The sequence below is a fragment of the Methylovorus sp. SPW-M1 genome (assembly GCF_053848825.1).
In genome coordinates, this window is record NZ_CM132626.1 from 2,357,246 (window position 1) to 2,382,451 (window position 25,206).

The window sequence follows — 25,206 nt, forward strand, 5'->3', positions numbered from 1 at the left end:
CCGAATATGTTTGTACATCCGTCAATTTCGCATTTTGATTCTTGACCAAATACATTCAAACAGTTACTGTTCAGGGTTCCCCAATTCTCAGTAAAAACAGCAAGATTTATGGAAGACCCTAGCAATCCGACCACGGGCAATCAATGCACGGGCGCAGAAATCGTTATTCGCTGCTTACAGGAAGAAAACGTTAAATTCGTTTTCGGCTATCCTGGCGGCGCTGTCCTGAACATTTACGACGCGATTTTCAATCAATCCCACTTCAAGCACGTGCTGGTTCGCCATGAGCAGGCTGCCGTGCATGCGGCGGATGCTTACGCACGCGCCACGGGCGAAGTCGGTGTTGCGCTGGTAACTTCCGGTCCTGGTGCGACCAATGCCGTCACTGGCATTGCGACCGCTTACATGGATTCGATTCCACTGGTAGTGCTGAGCGGTCAGGTTCCTGCGCCCTCGATTGGCATGGACGCCTTCCAGGAAGTCGACATGGTCGGCATTACCCGCCCCTGTGTGAAGCACAACTTCCTGGTGAAGGACATCAAGGATCTTGCTGCCACCATCAAGAAAGCCTTCTATATTGCAGGCACCGGCCGTCCAGGCCCGGTTGTGGTAGATATCCCCAAGGACATCACGGCCCAGTTCCACGCATTCAGCTACCCTGAAACCGTGGAAATGCGTTCGTACAATCCGATATTGAAGGGCCATTCCGGGCAGATCAAGAAAGCCCTGCGCCTGATGCTGGATGCCAAGCGCCCGATGTTGTACACGGGCGGCGGCATTATTCTGGGCGATGCGTCCGAGCAGCTGGTCAAGCTGGCACGCCGTCTGGGCTTTCCAATCACCAATACCCTGATGGGTTTGGGCGGCTACCCTGCCACCGACCGCCAGTTTGTCGGCATGCTGGGCATGCACGGCACCCTTGAAGCCAATATGGCGATGCAGGACTGTGATGTGCTGATCGCCATCGGCGCGCGTTTTGATGACCGCGTTATTGGCAATCCGGATCACTTCTTCAGCAAGAGCCGCACCATCATTCATATTGATGTCGACCCGTCCTCCATTTCCAAGCGCGTGAAGGTGGATGTGCCTATCGTTGGCCACGTACAGTCCGTACTCGGCGAGATGAATGATCTGCTGGATGGCGAATTCAAAGCGGCTGCCGACAAAAAACCGGAAGAAGCGGCCATTCAGGCATGGTGGACCCAGATTGAAGCCTGGCGCAGCAAGAAGTGTCTGAGCTACGACCGCAACAGCGACATCATCAAGCCACAATACGTGCTGGAAAAACTGTGGGAAGTGACCAAAGGCGATGCCTTCATCACCTCGGACGTAGGCCAGCACCAGATGTGGGCGGCGCAATATTACAAATTCGACAAGCCACGTCGCTGGATCAATTCTGGCGGCCTGGGCACCATGGGTGTGGGCCTGCCTTACGCCATGGGCGTGCAGCTGGCTTACCCCGATGCGCAAGTCGCCTGTGTGACTGGTGAAGCTTCGATACAGATGTGTATTCAGGAGCTGTCTACCTGCAAGCAGTTCCACCTGCCGGTCAAGGTAATCACCCTGAACAACCGCTATATGGGCATGGTGCGCCAGTGGCAAGAGTTCTTCTACGGCAACCGTTACTCCGAATCCTACATGGACGCGCTGCCTGACTTCGTCAAGCTGGCGGAAGCTTATGGCCACGTTGGCATGCGCATCGAGAAGCCATCCGATGTCGAGCCAGCATTGAAAGAAGCGTTCGGCCCCAAGCTGAAAGAGCGCATGGTATTCATGGACTTCCTCACCGACCAGAAGGAAAACGTATTCCCGATGGTGCCGAATGGCAAGGGGCTGTCCGAGATGATTCTGGCCGAAGAACTGTAGAGCGAGCTGTTAGATGAAACACATTATTTCCTTACTCATGGAAAACGAAGCGGGCGCCTTGTCCCGCGTGGCCGGCCTGTTCTCGGCGCGTGCCTACAATATTGAATCCCTGACTGTGGCTCCTACCGAAGATCCCACATTGTCACGCATGACCATCGTCACTTCCGGATCCGACGAAGTGATCGAGCAGATCATCAAGCAGCTCAACAAGCTGGTCGATGTGGTCAAGGTACTCGACCTTAACGATGGTCGTTATATCGAACGCGAACTGATGCTGGTCAAGGTAAAGGCCACTGGCCCTTTCCGCGACGAAATGAAACGTATGTGCGATATCTTCCGTGGTCGCATCATTGATGTGGCCGATGGCAGTTACACCATTGAGCTGACTGGCACTGGCAGCAAGCTGGATGCGTTTCTGGAAGCGCTGGACAAGACGGCCATACTGGAAACAGTGCGTACCGGCGCCTCTGGCATCGGACGCGGCGACCGGATTCTCAAGATTTAATCAATGTGAGTTCGGGCAATTGGATGCCCGTTTTCTGGCGCTGCATGGCCCAGACCTGATTTCAAATATCCGGACTCACGCCAAACACTATAAATTTAGGAGTTGAAATGAAAGTTTATTACGATAAAGACGCCGACCTTTCACTGATCAAGAATCTGAAAGTCACCATCGTCGGTTATGGCTCTCAAGGCCACGCCCACGCACAAAACCTGAAGGACTCCGGTGTTAATGTGACTGTGGCTCTGCGCAAGGATGGCAGCTCCTGGAACAAGGCCGTGAATGCCGGTCATCAGGTTGCTGAAATCGCCGATGCTGTGAAGCAGGCCGATCTGGTCATGATTCTGCTGCCAGATGAAACCATGCCGCAAATCTACCATGCCGACATCGCAAACAACCTGAAGCAAGGCGCTACCGTCGCATTTGCTCACGGCTTCAATATTCACTACAACCAGATCGTGCCACGCGCTGACCTGGACGTGATCATGATTGCCCCCAAGGGCCCAGGCCACACCGTACGCTCCGAATACCTGAAGGGCGGCGGCGTACCAACCCTGATCGCTGTTTACCAGGACCAATCCGGCAAGGCCAAGGATGTTGCACTGTCCTACGCTTGCGCCAACGGCGGCACCAAGGGTGGCGTGATCGAAACCAACTTCCGCGAAGAAACTGAAACCGATCTGTTCGGCGAACAGGCTGTGCTGTGTGGCGGCGCGGTTGAGCTGGTAAAGGCTGGCTTTGAAACCCTGACCGAAGCTGGTTACGCGCCTGAAATGGCCTACTTCGAGTGCCTGCACGAGCTGAAGCTGATTGTGGATCTGATGTACGAAGGCGGCATCGCCAACATGAACTACTCGATCTCCAACAACGCTGAGTACGGTGAATATGTGACCGGCCCACGCGTGATTGCTGATCAGGCACGTGCTGCCATGAAGGAATGCCTGAAGAACATCCAGACTGGCGAATACGCCAAGCAGTTCATCGCTGAAGGCCGCACCAACTATCCATCCATGACCGCACGTCGTCGCCTGAACGCTGCTCACCCGATTGAGCAAGTTGGTGGCCAACTGCGCGCCATGATGCCTTGGATCACCAAGAACAAGCTGGTTGACCAAAGCAAGAACTAAGCAACATCCCCGTCATGCGTAAATTCAACGCATGACACCATGAAAAAGGCGATGCTCATGCATCGCCTTTTTTATTGCCTACACACCGCCATCCTTGGGACTTGTGGCCGCTATCATTATAATAGTCCGCTCATTGCCCATCCGGAATCTTGTGTGTTGAACCGTCTCGCCGTCTCCCTGCAATATCTCTTGCCCAAACAGGCCATCACCGTTTTCGCCGGATGGGTCGCCAATGCCCGCATGGGCTGGGTAACAACAGCGATCATTCGCTGGTTCGTCGCTCGCTACTCAGTGAATATGCAAGAAGCTGTTGAGCCCGATATCAAGCACTACGCCAGTTTTAACGAATTCTTCACCCGTCCCCTGCGCGCAGATGCCCGCCCCGTCGCTGAGGCTACCTGGCTATGCCCGGTTGATGGTGCTATCAGCCAGATCGGCCCCATTGTTGGCGACCAGATTTTTCAGGCCAAAGGCCACCACTACTCCACCACCGCATTGCTGGCGGGCAATCAGGCACTGGCAGATGAATTTCAGGATGGCCACTTTGCCACCCTCTACCTCAGCCCCAGAGACTATCACCGCATCCACATGCCATGCGATGGGCATCTGCTGCGCATGACCTACGTCCCCGGCGATCTGTTTTCGGTCAACCCGGTGACTGCGCAAGGCGTACCTGGCCTGTTTGCGCGCAACGAGCGCGTGGTATGCGAGTTTGACTCAGCGCATGGCAAGTTTGTGCTGGTATTGGTAGGCGCCACCATCGTCGGCAGCATGGCCACAACCTGGCATGGCGTGGTCAATCCGCCACGTCCGGGCAATATTTCGGTATGGGAATATGCCGAGCACCAGATTCACCTCAAGCAGAATGAGGAAATGGGTCGGTTTTTATTGGGCTCGACGGTGGTGCTGCTTTTTCCAAAACAGCCGCTGCAGTTTAATCCGGTATGGCAGGAAGGCCGCCCGATCCGGCTGGGCGAAGCCATGGCAAACAGGGGCTAGCTAGCACCAGCCCCACGCAAGCTTGCTCAGGAGGCAATAATCGAACTGCTGTGATTGCGCGGTTTTTTGCGCGTATCCCCGCTGAGGTGAGCCGCAAGCTCATTCAGGGCAAGACGATACACCTCGCGCTTGAACTCAATCACACTCTCCATGGGCACCCAATACTCGCTCCAGCGCCAGGCATCAAACTCAGGATGCGTGCTGGCACGCAGTGACACATCCGAATCGCGACCTACCATACGCAGCAGGAACCAGATCTGCTTCTGGCCGCGATAACTGCCGCGCCACTCACGCTTGATCCAGTTGGTGGGGACTTCATACCGCAACCAGTCGCGGGTGCGGCCAAGAATTTTGACGTGCTCCGGGCGCAAGCCAACCTCTTCCATAAGCTCACGGTACATGGCTTGCTCGGGCGTTTCGCCGTGCTTGATGCCACCCTGCGGAAACTGCCAGGAGTGTTCGCGAATACGCTTGCCCCAAAAAACCTCATTGCGGGCATTGCATAATATGATGCCGACATTCGGGCGATATCCATCGCGATCTATCATGACGTACTACCTTAATAATTTAGTGTAATTTTTTCACACTTCAGCCCCGATTGAAAGCCGCATGCCAACTTGCCTTACTGGAAGCCAGAGGATCACGCCTGCAGGCCGTGCAAATTCGGGAATATCACCTGCCAAGCGCGCCTTGACGCTGTTTGCAAGCCCCCCGTATACTGCGTAGTCAACCATATCGGCTTTTCAAGCGTTTGATTCACATCACAACCATTCCGCAGATCCGCTTTCCATTGAAACCGTTGCTTATCCTCCTTGCCGCACTCTCCGCCTGCATCGCATGGTCATGCCAGGCTGGCGGCTTTGCCTACATCAGCAATCAGGGGAATAACACGGTATCGGTAATTGATCTTGCGTCGAATCAGGTCATTGCCAGCATAGAAGTTGGCAAGGCGCCTGTTGGTGTCGCGACTTCTGCCGCCCTGGGCCGCACCTATATCAGCAATGTCGACGGCCAATCCATCAGCGTGATTGACTCTCAGCATTACAAAGTATTGCAAGAGTTGCCATTACATGGCTCGCCGGTCGGCATTGCCCTTGCGCCAGACAGCAAAACCCTGTTTGTCGCCGACTGGTTTGAAGACAAGGTACTGGCGCTGGACACCGCCGACCTGACGCAACAGCGCACAGTCAATGTCGGCAAGGCGCCAGCAGGCATTATCGTCAGCCCAGATGGCAAGCAGCTTTATGTTGCCAATCGCGATAGCAACGATGTCGCTATCATTGATACCGCCAGCATGCAGATCGTCAAGCGCATTGCCGTGGGCGAACACCCATTTGGACTGGGCCTGAGCCGGGATGGCAAGCAGCTTTACGCCGTTAATGTTTATAGCAACAGCGTTTCCATGATTGATACGCAAACACATCAGGTCAACACCATCAAGGTGGGGGAACATCCCTATTGCGTCACGGTCAGCACAGATGGCAGCCGCATTTACGTCACCAATACGCAAAGCGACAATGTCTCGGTGATTGATGTTGCCCAGCAAAAAGTCATCAGCATCGTGCCGGTGGGAGGTTACCCCGAAGGCATCAGTTTTGATCATGCGAACCAGCGGGTATATGTTGCCAACTGGTTCGACAACACGGTTTCAGTGATCGACGCCAGCAACAATAAATTGGTCCAGACCATTGCCACGGACAAGCAAAGCCGGGCATTTGGCCAGTTTATTCAGGAGACGGCGCACTGAGAATGAATCCAGCCCCGGATTCGGATTTAGCACCAAGACTTTTATCAACGGAGAAAAATCGCATGAAAAAACTACTCGCCCTCATTGCCATGGCCGTCATTCCATTGACCGCCGCTGCGCACGGTCCATCGCCACAAAAAGTTGAAAAAACAGTCACCATCAAGGCTGAACCAGCCAAGGTGTGGGCGCTGATCAAGGACTTCGGCAACATGCAGAAATGGCACCCCGCCGTTGCCAGCACCAAGCTGGAAACCAAGGATGGTGACACCTATCGCCTGCTGACCCTCAAAGGCGGCGGCACCATCTACGAAAAACTGCGTAGCGCTGACGATGCCGACATGAAGCTGAAATATGAAATCGTGGAAGGCGTATTGCCCGTGGCTGATTACAACTCCTTCATCACCGTCAAGGCAGGCCCTGGCGCTGGCGAAAGCACCGTGACCTGGGTAGGTCGCTTCTACCGCGTGTACAAGCTGAACCCACCTATCCCACCAGGTCAGGATGACGAATCCGCCATCAACGCGGTGACCGGTGTCTACGACGCTGGCCTGGCCAACCTGAAGAAAGTGGCTGAAGGCAAATAATTGCCATCAGCAAACGGTGACATTTTTTGTCACTGAAAATCAAAAAAGCGGATGTCACCATCCGCTTTTTTTTTGCCTGCGTTATGCTTGATTCATCTGATAAACGAAGTGATCAACCAACACCCCGTTTATCGACGCAACACCCCTGGCAGACATCTGCTAGAGACTCTCCTAAATTGATTGAAAGGTGATGACATGAAAAACGCACAGCAAGGTTTTACTCTTATCGAACTGATGATCGTGGTCGCGATTATTGGTATTTTGGCAGCGGTGGCGATTCCGGCTTATCAGGATTACACCGCAAAAGGCCAAGCAACTGAAGCTATGGTTCTGCTGGACGGCCTGAAGACACCGATTGCAGAGGGGATGTCTCAAGATCCAACATCAGGTTGTGCAATTCCAACAGGCGCAGTCATCCAAGGTAAATTCGTTGATACGATTACACCAAGCTTATCCGGAGCCGTATGCTCATTAGAAGCAAAATACAGAGCGAGTGGTGTTGCAACTGGCATTGCCGGCAAGACTGTTGTCATGACATACAACTCTGAAACAGGTGCTTATACATACAGCGGCGGTGACCTTATTGCCAAGTATCGTCCAAAAGCATGGCAAGCAGCCACCACAACTCCATAATCTCCTGACATAAAGCCCTGGCAGTATTGCCAGGGCTTTTTTTATGCGAGGCCGATATGAAAAAAAGCTTGGGATTCACACTGATTGAACTGATGATTGTCGTTGCCATCATTGGGGTTCTGGCTGCAATCGCTATCCCTGCCTATCAAACCTATATAGCCAAATCGCAAGTCTCAGAAGCCATGGTGATTATGGATGGATTAAAGTCGTCGATGGCTGATTTATTATCTCAAGACCCTTCTGCTTTTAATTGCACCCCTCCCAGCACAGCCACTACCGAAGGGAAATATGTGGCCTCCACAACAGGAACGTGGACTGACCCGGTATGCACGATTACAGCGACATTTAAGAATGCAGGTGTTGCAAGTGAGTTACAAAGTGCCAATCTCAAAATGAACTATGATGTAAGTACGGGTGCATTCGAAACACGCCAATCGCTGACGGGGGGCACAACGCCAACAAAATATTTATCCCCTTCATGGCAATAATCATGGCCTTTACTACAGCTTAAACACCTGCATATTCTGCAAACCTCTCAAAGCCGCATGTTGCGAGCTTTGCTCAATCTGATACATGATCTCAGCTCCCTCGCCCGGCTTCAGGTGGGTGATATATACATGCGCTGATTTCTTCAGCTTGGCCAGCTCCTCAAACAACAACGACGGGCACAGGTGCTTGGATGCTTGTGCCAACGCCATCTCATCATTACCAAACGCCGTTTCAATCAGCACATATTTCAGGTTTTCAATCCGGTTGACGTGTTCCCACAGGGCTTCGCACGTGGTCGTGTCGCCCGTGAACACCATGCTGCTGGTGCCACTATCCAGCCAGTAGCCAACGGCGGGAACCGTATGATTGGCGGGAAGCGGAGTAATACTGCGTCCGCTTAAGCTTACGGCTTTACCTAGCGCGACCTCGGCATAGCGCATCAAGGGGCTTGTTTCGCTGGGGACGGCGCTGAAGTCAGGCCAGATGATCCAGTTGAAGATGTGGGTTTTAAGCGCATGCAAGGTCTCGGGGAGCGCATGAATAATCACGGGCGCTTCGCGCAGACCAGCCACCGTATCCAGCATGAGCGGCAAGCAGGCAATATGGTCCAGGTGCGAATGGGTGAGGAAGACGTGATCTATTTTCGCCATCTGCTCAATACTGAGATCGCCCACCCCGGTGCCTGCGTCAATCAGGATATCGTCGTCCACCAGCAATGAGGTCGTGCGCAGATTGCCGCCTATGCCGCCGCTACATCCCAATACTTTCACTTGCATGGCGCTCGCTCCATATAGCCCCGCTTCCGTCTTTTGTTATGATAGATGCTTGCCCACTGCCTGACAGACGGGCATGGCACGATGGTAGCGCGTATTCCCCGCCCAGCCTAGCAGCCCCCGGCCAACCCATTATCTGGATAATCCACACATGCTCGAAAAAATCACCCTGGAACCTCAAGCGCTGGCGACCGCCAGCATTATCTGGCTGCATGGACTGGGCGCCGATGGGCATGATTTCGTGCCGATTGCCGAGGAACTGGGCTTGCTGCAAGTGCGGTATATTTTTCCGCATGCGCCAGTGCGGCCTATCAGCCTCAACAATGGCTACGCCATGCGCGGCTGGTACGATATTTTTGGCCTGGGACTGGATAGCCAGCAGGATGAAGCGGGCATACGCGCCATGCAAGCCGAGATCGAAACCCTTGTTCAGGATGAAATCGCGCAGGGAATCCCGGCTGAGCGTATTGTCTTGGCAGGCTTTTCACAGGGGGGCGCCATGGCGCTGCAAACAGCATTGCGCTACTCGCATCGACTGGCTGGCGTGCTCGCGCTCTCGACCTATTTACCAATCAAACAGGCACTGGCTACTGAGAAACATGCCGCCAACCAGGCGACGCCCATTTTCATGGCACACGGCACGGACGATAGTGTGATTCTGCCCGCGACGGCCGCCATCTCGCGGGATGTATTGCGCGACAATGGCTATGCGCTGGAATGGCATACCTACGACATGCCGCATAGCGTATGTGCCGAAGAAATTGACGACATCCGCCAGTTTTTGCAGCGCGTGCTGCGTTAAGGCTCATCGCTTTCCGGCACACGGCATACTCCTCAACAACCTCGAGCATGCCCGGGCGCAGCGCGTTTAATCGCGCACCATGACCGCTATGCGCACCCAGTCGGCCTGCTGTTCCAGCACATCGCCCAGCGTGGCCCGATAATCGGAATGTTCCAGATGCATTACCAGTTCGCCAACGTCGGCTTGCGGCTGCAGAGGCAGTAGCAAGCTCGGCGGCCAGTTTCTGTCGTCATCGCGCCCCAGATAAAGGCCAGGAATGGGCTCTTCGTCGGCGGGCAGGTCTTCGGTTGTCAATTGCACATAGGCGGGCGTATAGGAAATCACTTCCAGGCCCACATAAAGCTCGCGACCCGGCCGCTGCTGGAGGCTACGCACCACGGCCAGCACTTCCATATCCGGATTCAACGCAAACTGCAGGGATAGCAAGGCGCCGGGCTTAACCCACAGATTCAGGTCCGCATTCACGACAGCGCCCAGGCCAAATACGCTCTCGTTCTGCACCTCCCACGAATTCGGCAGGGGCTGCACATCATCCGGATGAAGAAAAGTCGGGCGGTAGGCTTCGTTTCGGATTTGCTGACATACGGCAAACAGGCCATTGACCGCTTGCGCCAGCTTGGAGACGGCGGCACGCTCGACGCGTCTGCGCTGCTCGCGCAGATCAGACCAGGCCATGATAAGCAGATCAATGATCTGGGCGCTTCGGACTGTCGTGGCGTCTGGCAATATCGGCAGGCTGATGGCGCCAGCAGAGAGCTGCTCGCGCATCTGCTCCAGATCACGCAAGATCATCTCAATCACCCAGCAGCGAAAGTTTTCAGTGGGCGTAAAGTTGCGCAAGCGCCTGGCACCGACATCCTGTCCCAGGTCGACAAACATGGCATGCGGACGGTCATCGCAATGTGCCGTCACTGCCACTTGCACGCTCCACTGCGCTACCCAGCGGTCCAGCGCTTCGATTTCCGCTTTCTGCATGCTGCTGAGATTGATGCTGTCCAGCATCAGAATATGCACATAACCCGACTGGAAAGCGGGGATATCCAGCCGCAAGCGTTCGGCCAGCAGATAATCCGCATGCAGCTCCAGCCAGTAACGCTCGGGAATAGGCTGATAACGCATGTAACACCATTTGGCGATCAAGGCCATGACCTGCAGCTTTTCCAGCAGCAATTGCATGAGCTGCTGCTTGCTCTGGCGGGCCATCAAGGCTTTGATGTGGTTGGTGCATGCGACGCGTGACTGTTGCAGATGCTCGCCGACGATACGCACAATGCGGTTTTCCAGCACGACATCGAGCTTGGGCGTGGTGGCAAAGTAGCGAGTCAGTGACAGCAAATCCGGCCGGCACGATTGCTGCAGATAGATCACCGCTTCAAGATCACCCAGCGGCATGGCTTTGGACAAGGCCTGGTTGGCTGACTCCAGGCGAACCAGCCACTCTTCGTCCAGCGAGGTAGCATTCTTCATCATCGTTATATGCAGCCTGCGCTGCTCCCTGTTGTATTGTTATTCCCGACCCTGCATTTAGCCCTGACAAAGATATAGCGTAAACTATATAATTCAGGCTAGAAATGCATACTCGTTATCGCCTCGCGGCCTTCATTTTACAGACGCACGCCCCAGAATAATCAATGTCATGAGCAAAAAAATTGCCGATGCGCCACTCACTTACGAAAGTGCTGTGAGCGAACTCGAAGCACTGGTTCAGCAGATGGAGACCAACCAGCTACCGCTGGAGCTCTCGCTGGCCGCCTACAAACGCGGGGCCGAGTTATTGAAATTCTGCCAGCAGACCTTGGCCGATGTCGATCAACAAGTGCAGATACTGAACGATACCCACCAACTCAAATCTTTTAGCGATCAACAATAATGGATTTCAACGCATGGTCGCTGGATATCCAGACCCGCATGGAGCGGGTGCTGGACGACATATTACCTGCTGCAAATATCATACCATCGCGCCTGCATGGGGCGATGCGCTATGCCGTGCTGGGCGGTGGCAAGCGCGTTCGCGCCCTGCTCGCCCACGCTGCGGGGGAGTTCTGTCAGGCGCCGATTTCGGCGGTGGAACAATCAGCCGCTGCGGTAGAGCTGATACACGCTTATTCGCTGGTGCATGACGACATGCCCTGCATGGACGACGACGACCTGCGCCGCGGCAAACCCTCCTGTCATAAACAATACGACGACGCCACCGCACTGCTGGTCGGTGATGCCCTGCAAACGCTGGCGTTCAAGGTGCTGGCGGAGCCAAGGCTGCTTCGTGATGCAGCACGCCAATTGCATATGGTGCATATTCTGGCAGTGGCGAGCGGTTCACGCGGCATGGCCGGTGGGCAGGCAATTGATCTTGCCAGCGTGGGCCTCGACCTGACGCAGACCGAACTGGAACAGATGCACATCCACAAAACCGGTGCGCTGATTCGCGCTGCCGCACTGCTGGGTGCCGAAAGCGCGAATACGGTTGATGCCGACCGCATCAAAGCCGTCGACCACTATGCCCAGGCGATCGGCCTCGCCTTCCAGGTGGTGGACGACATTCTCGATAGCGAAGCCGACACCACCACGCTCGGCAAAACTGCTGGCAAGGACGCCGACAGCAACAAGCCGACCTATGTCACCATCCTCGGCCTGGAGCGGGCAAAGCAGCTGGCGCAAGAACTTTACGACGAAGCCCTGGCGCCATTGGCCGCTTACGGGGATTCCGCCTTACGCCTGCAGCAGCTGGCTAAATTCATTACGCAACGCAGCTTCTGATATGTATCCATTACTCGACACTATCCAATCGCCGGAACAGCTACGATTACTTGATCGCAAGCAGCTTCCCGAGCTGGCCCAGGAACTGCGCACCTTTGTGATTGATAGCGTGGCGCGCACGGGCGGCCATCTTTCATCCAACCTGGGCGTAGTTGAGCTGACCATCGCCCTGCACTATGTATTCAACACCCCGGAAGACCGGCTGGTGTGGGATGTGGGCCACCAGACCTACCCGCACAAGATTCTGACCGGACGCCGCGATGGCATGGCCGACTTGCGCATGCCGAATGGCATCGCCGGTTTTCCGCGTCGCAACGAAAGCCCATACGATACCTTTGGCACGGGGCATTCCAGCACCTCGATCTCCGCCGCACTGGGCATGGCGATTGCCGCCCAGCAGCAGGGTTCAGAGCGCCGCGCGGTTGCCATCATCGGCGACGGTGCCATGACCGCCGGTATGGCCTTTGAGGCGCTCAACAACGCAGGCGCAATGGATGCCAACCTGCTGGTGATCCTCAACGACAATGACATGTCGATTTCGCCGAATGTGGGCGCCCTGCACAACTATCTAGCCAAGCTGCTTTCCGGCCGCTTTTATGCGTCCATGCGCCGCTCCGGCGAGAAGGTGCTGGGCGTGGTGCCACCCATGCTGGAATTTGCCAAGCGGGCGGAAGAGCACGTCAAGGGCATGGTCACGCCAGGCACGCTGTTCGAAGAGTTCGGCTTTAACTATATCGGCCCGATTGACGGCCACGATATTGAAACCCTGATTACCACGCTGAAAAATATCCGCAAGCTCAAGGGCCCGCAATTCCTCCACATCGTCACGCAAAAAGGCCATGGCTATGCGCCTGCCGAGGATAATCCCGGCAAATACCATGGCGTGGGGAAATTTGATCCGAGCAATGGCTGCTCTGTTGCCACCAGCAGCAAAAAAACCTACACCCAGGTATTCAGCGACTGGCTGGTCGACATGGCGGAGCAAGACGAGCGCCTGATCGGCATTACCCCGGCCATGTGCGATGGCTCCGGCCTCAACGCCTTTGCCGAGAAATTCCCCAAGCGCTTTTTTGATGTCGGCATTGCCGAGCAGCATGCCCTCACCTTTGCCGCGGGTATGGCCTGCGATGGCATGAAGCCTGTAGTCGCCATTTACTCGACATTTTTACAGCGCGCCTACGATCAACTTATTCATGATATTGCATTGCAAAACCTGCCTGTCGTGTTTGCGATTGATCGCGCTGGCCTGGTGGGCGCCGATGGCCCGACCCATGCCGGCAGCTTTGATTTGAGCTTTATGCGCTGCATCCCCAACATGCTGATCCTGGCGCCGTCGGATGAAAACGAATGCCGCCAGATGTTGTATACCGCCTATCAGCATGATGGCCCCAGCGCGGTGCGCTACCCTCGCGGTGGCGGCCCTGGTGCCGTCATTGAAAAGGCCATGACAGCGCTGCCCATCGGCAAGGGCGAAGTGCGCCGCCATGGCAAAAACGTTGCCATACTGGCCTTTGGCAGCATGCTGACACCCGCGCTGGCAGCTGGAGAAAAGCTGGATGCCACTGTCGTCAACATGCGCTTCGTCAAGCCACTGGATGTAGCCCTGATTGCCGAGTTGGCCGCCAGCCATAGCCTGCTGGTGACGGTAGAGGAAAACACATTACTCGGTGGCGCAGGCGCGGCGGTGATGGAAGCATTGCAGCAGATCAATCCGCAGGTGGCCACCCTGAGCCTGGGCTTACCGGATACCTTCATTGATCATGGTGTGCATGAAACCATGCTGGCGGAATGCGGTCTCAATGCGGAAGGCATCATTGCCTCAATTGAGAAAAAATTAACCTAGTAGTATACTCAAGTATTACACCGCACTCTCTTTACGATATTGGAACGCCCCATGAACCAGCCAGTTACACCAGCCATTGAAGATGTCCAGAACACGCCGGATACGCGACATCTCGCCATCGACAAGGTGGGGATCAAATCCATACGCCATCCGGTAAAGGTCAAGGACAAAACTGGTGGTGTGCAGCATACGGTCGCCATGTTTGACATGTATGTGCATCTGCCGCACAACTTCAAGGGCACCCACATGTCGCGCTTTGTTGAGATTCTCAACATGAACGAGCGCGAGATTTCGGTGGAGTCTTTCGAGACTATCCTGCGTGCCATGGTAGAGCGGCTGGAAGCAGAGTCCGGTTACGTCGAAATGACCTTCCCGTACTTCATCAACAAGGCAGCGCCGATCTCTGGCGTGCAAAGCCTGCTGGATTATGAAGTCACCTTCATTGGTGAAATCAACAAGGGCAAATTTGATATCACAGTCAAAGTCATGGTGCCGGTCACCAGCCTGTGTCCATGCTCAAAGAAGATTTCTAACTACGGTGCGCACAACCAGCGTTCGCATGTGACCATCACTGCCCTGATCAATGATTTCATCTGGGTGGAAGACCTGATCCGCATCGTGGAAACACAAGCTTCCTCCGAGCTGTTTGGTCTGCTGAAGCGTCCGGATGAAAAATACGTCACCGAGCATGCCTATGACAATCCCAAGTTTGTGGAAGACATGGTGCGCGATGTAGCGGCTCAACTGAATGTGGAAAAGCGCATCGTGAAATACGTAGTGGAATCTGAGAATTTCGAGTCCATTCACAACCACTCGGCCTATGCCTTGATCGAGCGGGATAAACGTATCCAGGCTTAACGCTGGCAAGCCTTGCAGCGAGCTGAAAATAAAAAAGCGCATCTCACCAGATGCGCTTTTTTGTTGCCGAAACCCTGCGAAAATCCTAGGTTCAGTATTTTTTGGTCAACGTCATGGTGATACCGTCGCGCCGCATTTCCAAGCGGTTCAGCGCACTCATGCCAAGCAGTACCATCGCGGGCGAACCACCCTCCAGCACCACGCAATCAACCTGATTCAGGATCACGTTTCCCAGCTTCAGTGTATTGATCACCACACGGTACCCCACCTCTTCCCCCGAGGCAGTATGGATAGGAATGCGAACTCCCTTTTTGTAATCAATGCCGGCATAGACCGCATCACCACTGTTCATGGCGATCAATGTAGCCCCGGTATCAACAAGAAATCGGAGCTCGCGGCCATTTACCATGCCATCCGTCACAAAGTGCCCGGCACCATCGGCATAGAGAGTGACGCTGGCAGGGCCGGTGGCCTGATTTCCCGCCACAGTAGCGGCCTGCCCCATCCCCAGTTCGCGCCGCTTGCCTTCCACCTCAAGCACCGCCCGGCTGGTATCGGCCGCCACCAATTTGACGCCTTCACGCGAGACCTGGCCCACAGAAAGAGTCTGCGGCTTACCCTTGTTGATAATCAGCATCGCCTTGTTGTTAAACAGGGCCACCACGTTGATATCGGTATCCGCATGCACGGCAAACGGCCACAGGCAGAGCAAAGCGAGAGTGAACAGCCGCGGCATGCGGGTCTCCTTCAGAGAGGACTTATTGGTTTTTCTTGGGCATCAGCCAGGCAAATAACAGGCAGCCCAGCATAGCGCAACTGGCCGAGAGGGTAAATGTCCAGCTGGGCCCCAGCGTATCCCAGGCATAGCCACTGGCAATGGCCCCGGCCGTGCCGCCCATGCCATAGGAGACGCTGGTATACAGCCCCTGCCCTTTGGACTGGTGGCGCCCCTTGAAATATTGATGCGTCAGCGCCACCGCGGCGGCGTGATAAGAGCCGAAGGTCGCCGCATGCAGGGTCTGCGCCAGCAGAATCAGCACCCAGTTATCCACCGCCCAGCCAATCACACTGAATCGTACAAAGGCCAGAACCAGGCTGCCCATCATGATGCGGCGCAAGCCGAACCTGGCGGTCAGCCGCGGCATGCCAAGAAAAATCAGAATCTCGCACACCACGCCCAGCCCCCATAACCAGCCGACATGGGTGGCGCTATAACCATGCGCCACCAGATAGATCGAGTAAAAGGTGTAATACACACCATGCGCCGCCGACATGGTGAAACAGGCGACCATCAGCGCGACCACTTCGCGCCGGCGAATAATCGCCCATAGCGATCCGGCATCATCATGGTGCCGAAGTACCGCAGGATCATTCAGCTTGAGTGAAAACAGAAACACCCCAACCAGCAAACCCAGCACCACCCACAGCAGCGCCCGGATATCGCTGAAATCCAGCAGGTAACCGAGGCCAATGACGGCGGCAATAAATCCGATCGACCCCCACAGGCGGATGCGGCCATACCGATCAAACCTGTCCCCCAGATGCCCGAGCGTGACTGCCTCAATCAATGGCAAGGAAGCACTCCAGAAAAAACTCAACGCCAGCATCACCGCAAACAGCCAGGCAAATGAGGTCCCGAAGAAGACACCGGCATATGCCAGCAGGCTCAAGCCCGCCAGCCATTGAATGATACGGACGCGATGGCCTAGATGATCGGCCAGCCAGCCCCACAAACTGGGCGAGAATATGCGCGCCACCTGAAACAGCGACATGAGAATCGCAATCTGGAAAGCGCTGAAGGCAAGGGATTTCAGGTAGAGGCTCCAGAACGGCGTAAAGGCGCCGACGAAGCCAAAATAGGCAAGATAAAAACCAGACAGACGCCAGTAGAGAGACTTATGCATACCGGACGTCTGCGGTTTTATTCAGAGAAAAATCAGATATGTGGTGTGGGGGTGACAACATCGCCGCATTGCGCACGATGACGCAAGGCGTGATCAATGAGCACCAGCGCCATCATGGCCTCGGCAATGGGCGTCGCACGCACACCGACACAGGGGTCATGGCGACCAGTCGTCTGCATGGTGAGTTCGTCGCCCTGCTTGTCGATAGAGCGGCGCTCCTGGGGAATGCTGGACGTTGGCTTTAGCGCAAGGTGGATTTCAATATCCTGCCCGCTCGAAATACCGCCGAGTATGCCACCGGCATGATTGGTGGCAAAACCATGCGCCGTCAGCTCGTCGCTATGTTCAGAGCCACGCTGCGCCACGCTGGCAAAACCTGCGCCGACCTCAACACCCTTGACTGCATTGATGCTCATCATGGCATATGCCAGCTCGGCATCCAGACGGTCGTAGACCGGCTCGCCCCAGCCAACCGGCACGCCACGGGCCACCACGGAAATGCGGGCACCCACCGAGTCGCGCTCGGCGCGAATCTTGTCCAGATAGGCCTCAAGCTCAGGCAAGATGGTGCGATTGGGCGCAAAGAAAGGGTTCTCTGCGACAGCATCAAAGGTCTCGAAGGGAATGGTCAGCTCACCCAGCTGACTCATATAACCCTGAATGGTGACGCCGTAACGCTCTTTCAACCACTTCTTGGCAATGGCGCCTGCCGCCACACGCACCGCCGTTTCGCGGGCACTGGAGCGGCCACCTCCGCGGTAATCGCGGATGCCGTATTTCTGCCAGTAGGTGTAATCAGCATGGCCGGGGCGGAATGTCTCGGCGATCTTGCCGTAATCCTGGCTGCGTTGATCCTGATTGCGAATAATGAAGCCTATCGGCGCGCCGGTGGTTTTACCTTCAAACACACCAGACAGGATTTCAACGGTATCCGGCTCCTTGCGCTGCGTGACATGGCGCGAAGTACCGGGCTTGCGCCGGTCCAGTTCCACTTGCAAATCAGCCTCGCTGAGGGCCATGCCCGGAGGACACCCGTCTACCACACCGCCAATGGCGGGGCCGTGAGACTCACCGAAGGAGGTAAGCGTAAAAAGTGTGCCTAGTGTATTGCCGGACATGAGATTCTCTTGCGTATAAGCCTGAAAAGGCTGAAGTTTACCATAAGCGCCAGACTGGCATGCCGCGCCTCAAGCCTTGAGGCCGCGAATCCATTGCGTGTAGACGCGCTCTGCCGTTTTCTGCAGCACCGCCACATTTGCACTGAGCGCCGCCGTGATATCGGCGACCTGCTGCACACCAGGGCTGGCCGCAGCGGCCTGGATTTCATCTGCGCCGACACGGCACCAGTCCAGCACCATTTGCTCGGTCATTTCAATATGGCATTGCAATGCCAGGTGCTTGCCGATGGCATAGGCCTGATTTTCGCAATAGGGGCTGACCAGCAAGGGCGTGGCTGCCGGTGGTGGCGCAAAGGTTTCACCATGCCAATGAAATGCCAGGAAATGGGCTTGATCACCAAACCAGGCTTTTGCTTCCGGCGCAGCCGTTGGTGATACCTCGCCCCAGCCGATTTCCTTGATCGGGTTCAGCGTTACCTGGCCGCCGAGTGCCTGACTGATCAGTTGGCCACCCAGACAGTGCCCCAGCAGCGGGATATCCAGTGCATACGCTTCACGGATAAGGCCCAGCACAGGCGCTATCCATGGCAGATCATCATGCACACTCATGGGTCCACCCATCAAAACCACGCCACTGTAGTCGGCAATCGATGTGGGCAAGCTTTCACCCTGATCAATCTTCAACAATTGCCAGGGAATCTGATGCGCATCCAGAAACTGCGCCAGAAATCCGGGACCTTCAACTGCAGCGTGACGAAAAATGATGACGGGCTTCATGCGTAATCCTCATAAAAAGCGGGTTAATTAAAAAACGACATCCATCAGAGATAGCTTTCATGGCAATCGGCTGGCTGAGACAAAACCATCAGGTCGCCAGTATCTTAAACTCGCCAGGTTGCAACCCGGCCAGGGTGTGTGCGCCTATCGCATAGCGTATCAACCGGAGGGTAGGAAAGCCGATCTTGGCCGTCATGCGCCTTACCTGGCGATTCTTGCCCTCACTGATGCGGATTTCCAGCCAGGTGGTGGGAATGGCTTTGCGCTCGCGGATGGGCGGAACCCGTGCCCATAGATTGGCAGGCTCGGCAATAATCTTCACCTGTGCAGGCTGAGTCACAAAATCACCCAAATCGACACCACGGCGCAGCGGCGAGAGTGCTTCATCGTCCGGCGCACCTTCCACCTGAGCCCAATATATCTTGATTTCTTTATGCTTGGGGTGCGCAATCCTGTGTTGCAAGCGGCCGTCATCGGTTAAAATAAGCAAACCTTCGCTGTCCGTATCTAGTCTCCCCGCTGCATATACATCCGGCATCGCGATGTAATCCTTGAGCGTGGGATGATTTTCATGCGCGCTGAACTGGCAAACTACGCCAAAAGGCTTGTTGAACAGAATAAGCATTTAATTTCTAGGGATCTACTCAATGTCTACAAAAATCGTTGTGCCTGGCTTTGGCGAAAAAATCACCGTAAACGCAGATAACTCTCTTAACGTTCCCGATCAGCCGATTATCCCATTTATTGAGGGCGATGGCATTGGCGTTGACATCACGCCCCCCATGATCAATGTTGTGGATGCTGCGGTAAACAAGGCCTACAGCGGTAAGCGCCAGATTGCCTGGATGGAAGTGTACGCTGGTGAAAAGGCTACCAAGGTATATGGAGACAATACCTGGCTGCCTGAAGAAACCATGAAAGCCGTGCGCGACTATGTGATCTCGATCAAGGGCCCGCTGACAACGCCGGTAGGCGGCGGCATCCGATCGCTGAATGTGACCCTGCGTCAGGAACTGGATCTGTATGTCTGTCTGCGCCCGGTACAGTACTTCACTGGCGTGCCCAGCCCGGTCAAACATCCGGAAAAAACCGACATGGTGATTTTCCGTGAAAATACCGAAGACATTTATGCTGGTATCGAGTGGGCGGCAGGGACCGATGAAGTCAAGAAAGTCATCGACTTCCTTTCCGACATGGGCGTGCGCAAGAAAATCCGTTTCCCCGAAAGCTCTTCCATCGGCATCAAGCCAGTATCCGTGGATGGCAGCAAGCGCCTGGTTCGCAAGGCTATTCAATATGCGATCGACAATAACCGCAAATCGGTGACCATTGCCCACAAAGGCAACATCATGAAATTCACCGAAGGCGGTTTCAAGACCTGGGGCTATGAAGTCGCCAAGGAAGAATTTGGCGCGGTGGAGATCGATGGCGGCCCATGGTGCAAGCTGCCAAATGGCATCATCATCAAGGATTGCATCGCCGATGCCTTCCTGCAGGAAATTCTGCTGCACCCGCAGGACTATGACGTGGTGGCCACCCTGAATCTGAATGGTGATTACATGTCCGACGCGCTGGCCGCGCAGGTAGGTGGTATTGGCATTGCGCCAGGCGCCAATCTGTCGGATACCGTGGCCATGTTTGAGGCAACACACGGCACTGCCCCCAAGATTGCAGGCAAGGATATCGCCAACCCAAGCTCACTCATCCTCTCCGCTGAGATGATGCTGCGCCACATGGGCTGGGCAGAAGCCGCCGACCTGGTGCTAAAAGGCGTGGGGCAAGCGATTAGCGCCAAACGCGTCACGCATGACTTCTCCTCGCAAATGGAAGGCGCTACGCAAGTGGGCAGCGCTCAATTTGGCGACGAAATCATCAACAACATGTAATCAGCCAGCCATGTTAGCCACGCCATGTGGGTGGCTAACATGCGCAAAACTCACTACAAATGAAAACGGCCCGCGTGACGGGCCGTTTTCATGAAGACTGGTTAGCTTAAAAAGCTTAGGCCTTCTGGATGTTGGAAGCCTGTTTGCCTTTAGGGCCTTCGGTAACGTCAAAGCTTACGCGCTGACCTTCCTTAAGACTTTTGTAGCCAGACTCTACAATTGCGGAGAAGTGTGCGAACAAATCGTCGCCACCATCGTCCGGGGTAATGAAACCAAAACCTTTGGAGTCATTAAACCACTTTACGGTACCTGTTGCCATTTCATACTTCCTTGCTAAAACATTAAGAGGAGGCGTCCTCAAAAGTTTGTACTTCAAGACTTTAAGTCGGTAGTGCCGGCTACTATGACCTCGAATCCAAACGCCTGAACGCGTTTTTACGTGTGTTGAATCAAGAAGTCAAGGTTTTTTTAGCGTTTTTTGCATTTTATTTGAACTTTTTAAAACAGTTTCAATACAAGACAGCTAAGTGCCTAATTCAACTACGCTATTTACCCCCAATCTGACAGGACACGCCAAGTATTCACTTGGATTCTGAAGTGCAATGGCTATTTATCTGTATTGAAATGCAAAATTTGTCACCTGTATATGTCACTTGCTTTACAAAAAAAAGCCGACCGTGCATTATTAAATGTCGTGAAAACTCCCAATACAAGCACAGCAAGGTCGGTTATCTGAATGGCAGCCACCACCCTTCCCAGTAAGTTAGGCGGGCTTGCACGCATGCTGGTGCAAGAGCAACTGCTATCGGAAGAAGACGCGGCCAGTGTACAGGCCAGTGCAACTGCACAACGCATCCCCTTTGTCAGCCAGCTGGTACAAAGCAAGAAACTCCCGGCACTGAAAATTGCTGAGACGGCAGCCAATGCCTTCGGCTTCCCCCTGTTTGATCTTGATGCTTTAAATCCCGATTACATTCCGGCCAAAACGATAGACACCAAGCTCATGGCGAGCAGCCGTGTCATGGCATTGCAAAGCCGCGGCAATTCGCTGTTTGTCGCCCTGTCCGACCCCACCAACCTGCATGCTCTGGATGATGTGCAGTTTCAGGTAGGCATGGCGCTTTCCCCTGTGGTGGTCGAAGAAGACAAACTGAGCAAGTGGATTGCCAGACTGGTGGAAGCGAGCGATACCAGCATGCAATCGCTCAGCATGAGCGATGAATTCAGCCTGGACATGGAATCCGGCAATGAGCCGGTGGAGCAAGAAGTCAGCAGTGCGGAAATTGACGATGCTCCGGTGGTGAAATACATCCAGAAGATACTGCTGGATGCGATCAACATGGGTGCCTCTGACCTGCATTTCGAACCGTATGAGAAGTATTACCGCATTCGCTATCGGGTAGATGGCGTGTTGCAGGAAATCGCCCAGCCGCCGCTGGCCATCAAGGAAAAAATGGCCTCCCGCATCAAGGTGATCTCCAATCTGGATATCTCGGAAAAGCGCGTTCCGCAGGATGGCCGCATGAAACTGGTGCTGTCCAAAACCCGGACCATCGACTTCCGCGTCAGCACCCTGCCCATGATCAATGGCGAAAAAATCGTCATGCGGATTCTGGACCCGAGCAGCGCCACGCTGGGCATTGAGGCATTGGGGTATGAGCCAGACCAGAAAGAGGCACTGCTCAGTGCCGTCAGCCGCCCATATGGATTGGTGCTGGTCACCGGGCCAACCGGCTCAGGCAAAACCGTGTCCCTCTATACCTGCCTCAATATTCTCAATAGCCCAGGCGTCAATATTTCCACGGCGGAAGACCCGGCAGAAATACCCTTGCCTGGCATCAACCAGGTGAATGTGAACGACAAGCAGGGCCTGACCTTTGCCGCCGCCTTGAAAGCATTTTTGCGGCAGGATCCCGATATCATCATGATCGGGGAAATTCGCGATCTGGAAACGGCCGACATGGCGATCAAGGCCGCCTCGACCGGCCACATGGTGCTGTCCACCCTGCATACCAACGATGCGCCATCGACCCTGACCCGCCTGATGAATATGGGCGTGGCGCCTTTCAATATTGCCTCGGCTGTTTCGCTGATTACAGCCCAGCGTCTGGCACGGCGCTTGTGCCCGCATTGCAGAGAGCCGCTCGACCTGCCAAAAGAGGCGCTGCTCAGTGTGGGATTCACCGAAGCTGATCTGGATGGAAGCTGGCAATTGTATGGGCCACGCGAGGGCGGCTGCGAGATGTGCAATGGCGGCTACAAAGGTCGGGTGGGGATTTACCAGGTCATGCCCGTTTCAGACGAAATGAGCCGTATCATCATGAAAAACGGCACCGCGCATGATATTGCGGACCAGGCCAAGCGCGAAGGCGTACGTGACCTTCGCCAGTCAGGTCTCATGAAAGTCAAACAGGGTCTCACTTCCATCGCAGAGGTTGAGGCAGTGACCAATGAATAATCCGCCAACCATAGCATCACTCAGGGGTAATTATGGCCGCACAAGCTAGCAAGGAAGTGATCTACGCCTGGGAAGGCACGGACAAAAAAGGCAAAAAAATCAAAGGCGAAGTCAAAGCCAGTGGCGAAGCCTTCGTCAATGCCACCTTGCGTCGCCAGGGCATTACCGTTACCAAGATCAAAAAACAGAGCGGCCTCAAGTCTGGCGGCAAGGTCAAGGAAAAGGATGTCACGCTATTTACGCGTCAACTGGCCACCATGATGAAAGCCGGCGTGCCGCTGCTACAGGCATTTGAGATTGTCGGCAAAGGGCATAACAATCCCGCGGTTTCCAAACTGCTCAGCGATATCAAGTCGGACGTGGAAACCGGCAGCAGCCTCAGCCAGGCATTTCGTAAATACCCGCTTTATTTTGATACCCTTTACTGCAACCTGGTAGGAGCTGGCGAGCAAGCTGGTATTCTGGATTCGCTGCTTGAACGCCTGGCGACTTACAAGGAAAAAATCCTCGCGATCAAAAGCAAGATTAAATCAGCGCTGTTTTATCCCATCTCCATCGTTGTCGTCGCCTTTATCATCACTGCCGTCATCATGATTTTCGTGATTCCGGCATTCAAGGAGTTGTTCACCAGCTTTGGTGCAGACTTGCCAGCGCCCACCTTGCTGGTCATGGCGATTTCCGACTTTTTCGTCGAATACTGGTGGGCAATTTTTGGGGCCATTGGTGGCGGCGTGTGGTTTTTCTTCTACTCCTGGAAGCGCTCGATCAAGATGCAAGCGACCATGGACCGGCTTGTTCTTAAAATTCCGGTATTTGGAGAGTTGATACGCAAGGCCACCATCGCCCGCTTTGCTCGCACCCTATCCACCATGTTTGCCGCCGGCGTGCCACTGGTGGAAGCACTGGACTCCGTTGCCGGCGCATCGGGCAACCGCGTTTACTATGAGGCAACCAAGCAGATTCAAAGCGAGATCAGCACGGGTACCAGCCTCACCGTGGCCATGCAGAATGTAGAAGTTTTCCCCAATATGGTATTGCAAATGGTCGCCATTGGTGAGGAATCGGGTGCGCTTGACTCGATGCTGTCCAAGGTCGCCGATTTCTACGAAGCAGAAGTGGATGATGCGGTAGAAGCCTTGTCCAGCCTGATGGAGCCTATCATCATGGTCGTGCTGGGCACGCTGATCGGGGGGCTGGTCATCGCCATGTATCTGCCTATCTTCAAGATGGGGCAAGTGGTTTAAGGCGCGTTGTCCCAGATTAGTCCTCTGGCTTTTCAGCGGGTTGCGGACACAAAAAAAGAGGCGGATTACCGCCTCTTTTTTTACAGCCCGCAAACAGTGACTGTTATTTTTTGGCCGGTGTGGTGCTCATGGCTTTTTCAATATCCTTGGCAGGGTAGGCACCCAGCATTCGTTTGCCATCGGCAAAAATCAGGGTGGGGGTGCTCACCACGCCCAGTTTGCGACCAAGCTCGGCGGATTTATCAATCGCAGAAGTATCGCAGTTACCGGCTTTGGCCAGCTGACCATTCAACACCCAATCCTGCCAGGCCTTGGCGCGATCAGTAGCGCACCAGATCGCCTTGGATTTGTTTACCGCATCAGGATGCAGTTGTTCCAGCGGGAAAAGGAAGGTGTAGATCGTGACATCGTTGATATTCACCAGCTCTTTTTGCTCAAGCCGTTTGCAATAAGGGCAGTCCGGGTCAGAAAATACGACCAGCTTGCGGCTGCCATTACCCTTGACGACCTTGATGGCCTGATCCAGCGGCAAGGAAGAAAAGTCCACCTTGGTCAGTTCATCCAGACGCTCGCCAGTCACATCACGCTTGGACTTGGGCTCGATAAGACGGCCATCCGCAATCAGAAAGCTGAATTTGTCGTCGGTATAGATAATCTGACCATCCAGAAATACTTCATACAAGCCGGCATAGCTGGTTTTGGTGATGCTTTCAACGCGCACTTTGGGATATGTAGCTTCAATCGCCTTGCGCAGGCTGGCTTCATCGGCGTGGACATTCAGGCTGAACGCCGCAACCAGCATCATTCCCATCAACTTCTTAATCATGAAATTTCCTTAA

General features: G+C 54.7%; 26 protein-coding genes. 16 read left to right on the forward strand and 10 right to left on the reverse strand.

Going from position 1 to position 25,206, the window contains the following annotated elements:
• Positions 1–66: 66 nt before the first annotated feature.
• From ACWWD9_RS11130 to asd, 4 genes are all read left to right on the forward strand, one after another.
• On the forward strand, positions 67–1,866 hold the full coding sequence (locus tag ACWWD9_RS11130) for an acetolactate synthase 3 catalytic subunit (RefSeq protein WP_255348599.1): 1,800 nt from the start codon (positions 67–69) through the stop codon (positions 1,864–1,866).
• A gap of 13 nt (positions 1,867–1,879) precedes the next feature.
• Positions 1,880–2,371 (forward strand): acetolactate synthase small subunit, encoded by a 492-nt coding sequence (gene ilvN, locus ACWWD9_RS11135; protein WP_013441439.1) that lies wholly within the window; start codon positions 1,880–1,882, stop codon positions 2,369–2,371.
• 107 nt (positions 2,372–2,478) lie between these two features.
• Positions 2,479–3,495: a ketol-acid reductoisomerase gene (ilvC, locus tag ACWWD9_RS11140; protein ID WP_013441438.1), complete on the forward strand. Its 1,017-nt coding sequence runs from the start codon at positions 2,479–2,481 to the stop codon at positions 3,493–3,495.
• A 153-nt stretch (positions 3,496–3,648) separates the two neighbouring features.
• Positions 3,649–4,494 carry an archaetidylserine decarboxylase gene (gene asd, locus ACWWD9_RS11145; RefSeq protein WP_455867048.1) on the forward strand — a complete coding sequence of 282 codons (846 nt, stop codon included), beginning with the start codon at positions 3,649–3,651 and terminating at the stop codon, positions 4,492–4,494.
• A gap of 26 nt (positions 4,495–4,520) precedes the next feature.
• Here the strand turns inward: asd and ACWWD9_RS11150 are convergent, their stop codons facing one another.
• Entirely contained in the window at positions 4,521–5,042 is a 522-nt protein-coding gene (locus ACWWD9_RS11150; RefSeq protein WP_159356507.1) for an RNA pyrophosphohydrolase, read from the reverse strand.
• A gap of 203 nt (positions 5,043–5,245) precedes the next feature.
• Between ACWWD9_RS11150 and ACWWD9_RS11155 the strand changes: the two genes are divergently transcribed.
• The 4 genes from ACWWD9_RS11155 to ACWWD9_RS11170 all read left to right on the forward strand — a co-directional run bounded on the left by ACWWD9_RS11155 (position 5,246) and on the right by ACWWD9_RS11170 (position 7,946).
• Positions 5,246–6,241: a YVTN family beta-propeller repeat protein gene (locus tag ACWWD9_RS11155; protein ID WP_455867049.1), complete on the forward strand. Its 996-nt coding sequence runs from the start codon at positions 5,246–5,248 to the stop codon at positions 6,239–6,241.
• Between the two features lie 62 nt (positions 6,242–6,303).
• Complete coding sequence (locus tag ACWWD9_RS11160) at positions 6,304–6,825, forward strand: SRPBCC family protein (protein WP_015829476.1); 522 nt, start codon at positions 6,304–6,306, stop codon at positions 6,823–6,825.
• Between the two features lie 195 nt (positions 6,826–7,020).
• Positions 7,021–7,458 carry a pilin gene (locus ACWWD9_RS11165; RefSeq protein WP_455867050.1) on the forward strand — a complete coding sequence of 146 codons (438 nt, stop codon included), beginning with the start codon at positions 7,021–7,023 and terminating at the stop codon, positions 7,456–7,458.
• A 56-nt stretch (positions 7,459–7,514) separates the two neighbouring features.
• A complete protein-coding gene (locus ACWWD9_RS11170) occupies positions 7,515–7,946 on the forward strand; it encodes a pilin (RefSeq protein WP_455867051.1) in 432 nt (143 codons plus the stop codon).
• A gap of 12 nt (positions 7,947–7,958) precedes the next feature.
• Here the strand turns inward: ACWWD9_RS11170 and ACWWD9_RS11175 are convergent, their stop codons facing one another.
• The gene (locus ACWWD9_RS11175) at positions 7,959–8,723 is read right to left on the reverse strand and encodes a 3',5'-cyclic-nucleotide phosphodiesterase (RefSeq protein WP_455867052.1); all 765 of its coding nucleotides are present in this window, start codon (positions 8,721–8,723) and stop codon (positions 7,959–7,961) included.
• Between the two features lie 148 nt (positions 8,724–8,871).
• Between ACWWD9_RS11175 and ACWWD9_RS11180 the strand changes: the two genes are divergently transcribed.
• Positions 8,872–9,522 carry an alpha/beta hydrolase gene (locus tag ACWWD9_RS11180; RefSeq protein ID WP_455867053.1) on the forward strand — a complete coding sequence of 217 codons (651 nt, stop codon included), beginning with the start codon at positions 8,872–8,874 and terminating at the stop codon, positions 9,520–9,522.
• A gap of 66 nt (positions 9,523–9,588) precedes the next feature.
• Here the strand turns inward: ACWWD9_RS11180 and ACWWD9_RS11185 are convergent, their stop codons facing one another.
• Positions 9,589–10,992, reverse strand: a complete 1,404-nt coding sequence (locus ACWWD9_RS11185) for a hypothetical protein (RefSeq protein WP_455867054.1) — start codon at positions 10,990–10,992, stop codon at positions 9,589–9,591.
• Positions 10,993–11,158: 166 nt separating this feature from the next.
• Between ACWWD9_RS11185 and ACWWD9_RS11190 the strand changes: the two genes are divergently transcribed.
• The 4 genes from ACWWD9_RS11190 to folE2 are packed head-to-tail and all read left to right on the forward strand — an operon-like array spanning position 11,159 to position 14,980.
• On the forward strand, positions 11,159–11,392 hold the full coding sequence (locus ACWWD9_RS11190) for an exodeoxyribonuclease VII small subunit (RefSeq protein WP_013441429.1): 234 nt from the start codon (positions 11,159–11,161) through the stop codon (positions 11,390–11,392).
• Entirely contained in the window at positions 11,392–12,279 is an 888-nt protein-coding gene (locus tag ACWWD9_RS11195) for a polyprenyl synthetase family protein (RefSeq protein WP_455867055.1), read from the forward strand. Before ACWWD9_RS11190 ends, ACWWD9_RS11195 begins: the two co-directional genes overlap by 1 nt.
• 1 nt (position 12,280) lies before the next feature.
• A complete protein-coding gene (dxs, locus tag ACWWD9_RS11200) occupies positions 12,281–14,122 on the forward strand; it encodes a 1-deoxy-D-xylulose-5-phosphate synthase (RefSeq protein WP_455867056.1) in 1,842 nt (613 codons plus the stop codon).
• Between the two features lie 51 nt (positions 14,123–14,173).
• The gene (gene folE2 / locus ACWWD9_RS11205; protein ID WP_013441426.1) at positions 14,174–14,980 is read left to right on the forward strand and encodes a GTP cyclohydrolase FolE2; all 807 of its coding nucleotides are present in this window, start codon (positions 14,174–14,176) and stop codon (positions 14,978–14,980) included.
• Between the two features lie 91 nt (positions 14,981–15,071).
• On the opposite strand, the gene ACWWD9_RS11210 is transcribed toward folE2, so the two are convergent.
• From ACWWD9_RS11210 to ACWWD9_RS11230, 5 genes are all read right to left on the reverse strand, one after another.
• On the reverse strand, positions 15,072–15,716 hold the full coding sequence (locus tag ACWWD9_RS11210; RefSeq protein WP_455867057.1) for a retropepsin-like aspartic protease family protein: 645 nt from the start codon (positions 15,714–15,716) through the stop codon (positions 15,072–15,074).
• A 22-nt stretch (positions 15,717–15,738) separates the two neighbouring features.
• A complete protein-coding gene (locus ACWWD9_RS11215) occupies positions 15,739–16,884 on the reverse strand; it encodes an MFS transporter (protein ID WP_455867058.1) in 1,146 nt (381 codons plus the stop codon).
• A gap of 32 nt (positions 16,885–16,916) precedes the next feature.
• Entirely contained in the window at positions 16,917–18,002 is a 1,086-nt protein-coding gene (gene aroC, locus ACWWD9_RS11220) for a chorismate synthase (protein ID WP_455867059.1), read from the reverse strand.
• Positions 18,003–18,071: 69 nt separating this feature from the next.
• Complete coding sequence (locus ACWWD9_RS11225; RefSeq protein ID WP_013441422.1) at positions 18,072–18,779, reverse strand: type 1 glutamine amidotransferase; 708 nt, start codon at positions 18,777–18,779, stop codon at positions 18,072–18,074.
• 88 nt (positions 18,780–18,867) lie between these two features.
• Positions 18,868–19,404 (reverse strand): pseudouridine synthase, encoded by a 537-nt coding sequence (locus ACWWD9_RS11230; protein WP_013441421.1) that lies wholly within the window; start codon positions 19,402–19,404, stop codon positions 18,868–18,870.
• A 22-nt stretch (positions 19,405–19,426) separates the two neighbouring features.
• Between ACWWD9_RS11230 and icd the strand changes: the two genes are divergently transcribed.
• Entirely contained in the window at positions 19,427–20,665 is a 1,239-nt protein-coding gene (gene icd, locus ACWWD9_RS11235) for an NADP-dependent isocitrate dehydrogenase (RefSeq protein ID WP_455867060.1), read from the forward strand.
• Between the two features lie 115 nt (positions 20,666–20,780).
• Here the strand turns inward: icd and ACWWD9_RS11240 are convergent, their stop codons facing one another.
• Positions 20,781–20,984 (reverse strand): cold-shock protein, encoded by a 204-nt coding sequence (locus ACWWD9_RS11240; protein ID WP_013441419.1) that lies wholly within the window; start codon positions 20,982–20,984, stop codon positions 20,781–20,783.
• 417 nt (positions 20,985–21,401) lie between these two features.
• Here ACWWD9_RS11240 and pilB point away from each other — a divergent pair, with 417 nt between their 5' ends.
• Positions 21,402–23,123 carry a type IV-A pilus assembly ATPase PilB gene (gene pilB / locus ACWWD9_RS11245; protein WP_015829464.1) on the forward strand — a complete coding sequence of 574 codons (1,722 nt, stop codon included), beginning with the start codon at positions 21,402–21,404 and terminating at the stop codon, positions 23,121–23,123.
• 32 nt (positions 23,124–23,155) lie between these two features.
• The gene (locus tag ACWWD9_RS11250) at positions 23,156–24,367 is read left to right on the forward strand and encodes a type II secretion system F family protein (RefSeq protein ID WP_455867061.1); all 1,212 of its coding nucleotides are present in this window, start codon (positions 23,156–23,158) and stop codon (positions 24,365–24,367) included.
• Positions 24,368–24,470: 103 nt separating this feature from the next.
• Here the strand turns inward: ACWWD9_RS11250 and ACWWD9_RS11255 are convergent, their stop codons facing one another.
• Positions 24,471–25,193 (reverse strand): DsbC family protein, encoded by a 723-nt coding sequence (locus tag ACWWD9_RS11255; protein WP_013441415.1) that lies wholly within the window; start codon positions 25,191–25,193, stop codon positions 24,471–24,473.
• Positions 25,194–25,206: the final 13 nt, after the last annotated feature.

Bases quoted from the DNA above. Each gene is read 5' to 3' on its own strand.
- ilvN (WP_013441439.1), top strand. From the start codon at position 1,880: ATGAAACACATTATTTCCTTACTCATGGAAAACGAAGCGGGCGCCTTG.
- ilvC (WP_013441438.1), top strand. From the start codon at position 2,479: ATGAAAGTTTATTACGATAAAGACGCCGACCTTTCACTGATCAAGAAT.
- ACWWD9_RS11150 (WP_159356507.1), bottom strand. From the start codon at position 5,042: ATGATAGATCGCGATGGATATCGCCCGAATGTCGGCATCATATTATGC.
- ACWWD9_RS11160 (WP_015829476.1), top strand. From the start codon at position 6,304: ATGAAAAAACTACTCGCCCTCATTGCCATGGCCGTCATTCCATTGACC.
- ACWWD9_RS11165 (WP_455867050.1), top strand. From the start codon at position 7,021: ATGAAAAACGCACAGCAAGGTTTTACTCTTATCGAACTGATGATCGTG.
- ACWWD9_RS11170 (WP_455867051.1), top strand. From the start codon at position 7,515: ATGAAAAAAAGCTTGGGATTCACACTGATTGAACTGATGATTGTCGTT.
- ACWWD9_RS11175 (WP_455867052.1), bottom strand. From the start codon at position 8,723: ATGCAAGTGAAAGTATTGGGATGTAGCGGCGGCATAGGCGGCAATCTG.
- ACWWD9_RS11180 (WP_455867053.1), top strand. From the start codon at position 8,872: ATGCTCGAAAAAATCACCCTGGAACCTCAAGCGCTGGCGACCGCCAGC.
- ACWWD9_RS11185 (WP_455867054.1), bottom strand. From the start codon at position 10,992: ATGATGAAGAATGCTACCTCGCTGGACGAAGAGTGGCTGGTTCGCCTG.
- ACWWD9_RS11190 (WP_013441429.1), top strand. From the start codon at position 11,159: ATGAGCAAAAAAATTGCCGATGCGCCACTCACTTACGAAAGTGCTGTG.
- ACWWD9_RS11195 (WP_455867055.1), top strand. From the start codon at position 11,392: ATGGATTTCAACGCATGGTCGCTGGATATCCAGACCCGCATGGAGCGG.
- dxs (WP_455867056.1), top strand. From the start codon at position 12,281: ATGTATCCATTACTCGACACTATCCAATCGCCGGAACAGCTACGATTA.
- folE2 (WP_013441426.1), top strand. From the start codon at position 14,174: ATGAACCAGCCAGTTACACCAGCCATTGAAGATGTCCAGAACACGCCG.
- ACWWD9_RS11210 (WP_455867057.1), bottom strand. From the start codon at position 15,716: ATGCCGCGGCTGTTCACTCTCGCTTTGCTCTGCCTGTGGCCGTTTGCC.
- ACWWD9_RS11215 (WP_455867058.1), bottom strand. From the start codon at position 16,884: ATGCATAAGTCTCTCTACTGGCGTCTGTCTGGTTTTTATCTTGCCTAT.
- aroC (WP_455867059.1), bottom strand. From the start codon at position 18,002: ATGTCCGGCAATACACTAGGCACACTTTTTACGCTTACCTCCTTCGGT.
- ACWWD9_RS11225 (WP_013441422.1), bottom strand. From the start codon at position 18,779: ATGAAGCCCGTCATCATTTTTCGTCACGCTGCAGTTGAAGGTCCCGGA.
- ACWWD9_RS11230 (WP_013441421.1), bottom strand. From the start codon at position 19,404: ATGCTTATTCTGTTCAACAAGCCTTTTGGCGTAGTTTGCCAGTTCAGC.
- icd (WP_455867060.1), top strand. From the start codon at position 19,427: ATGTCTACAAAAATCGTTGTGCCTGGCTTTGGCGAAAAAATCACCGTA.
- ACWWD9_RS11240 (WP_013441419.1), bottom strand. From the start codon at position 20,984: ATGGCAACAGGTACCGTAAAGTGGTTTAATGACTCCAAAGGTTTTGGT.
- pilB (WP_015829464.1), top strand. From the start codon at position 21,402: ATGGCAGCCACCACCCTTCCCAGTAAGTTAGGCGGGCTTGCACGCATG.
- ACWWD9_RS11250 (WP_455867061.1), top strand. From the start codon at position 23,156: ATGGCCGCACAAGCTAGCAAGGAAGTGATCTACGCCTGGGAAGGCACG.
- ACWWD9_RS11255 (WP_013441415.1), bottom strand. From the start codon at position 25,193: ATGATTAAGAAGTTGATGGGAATGATGCTGGTTGCGGCGTTCAGCCTG.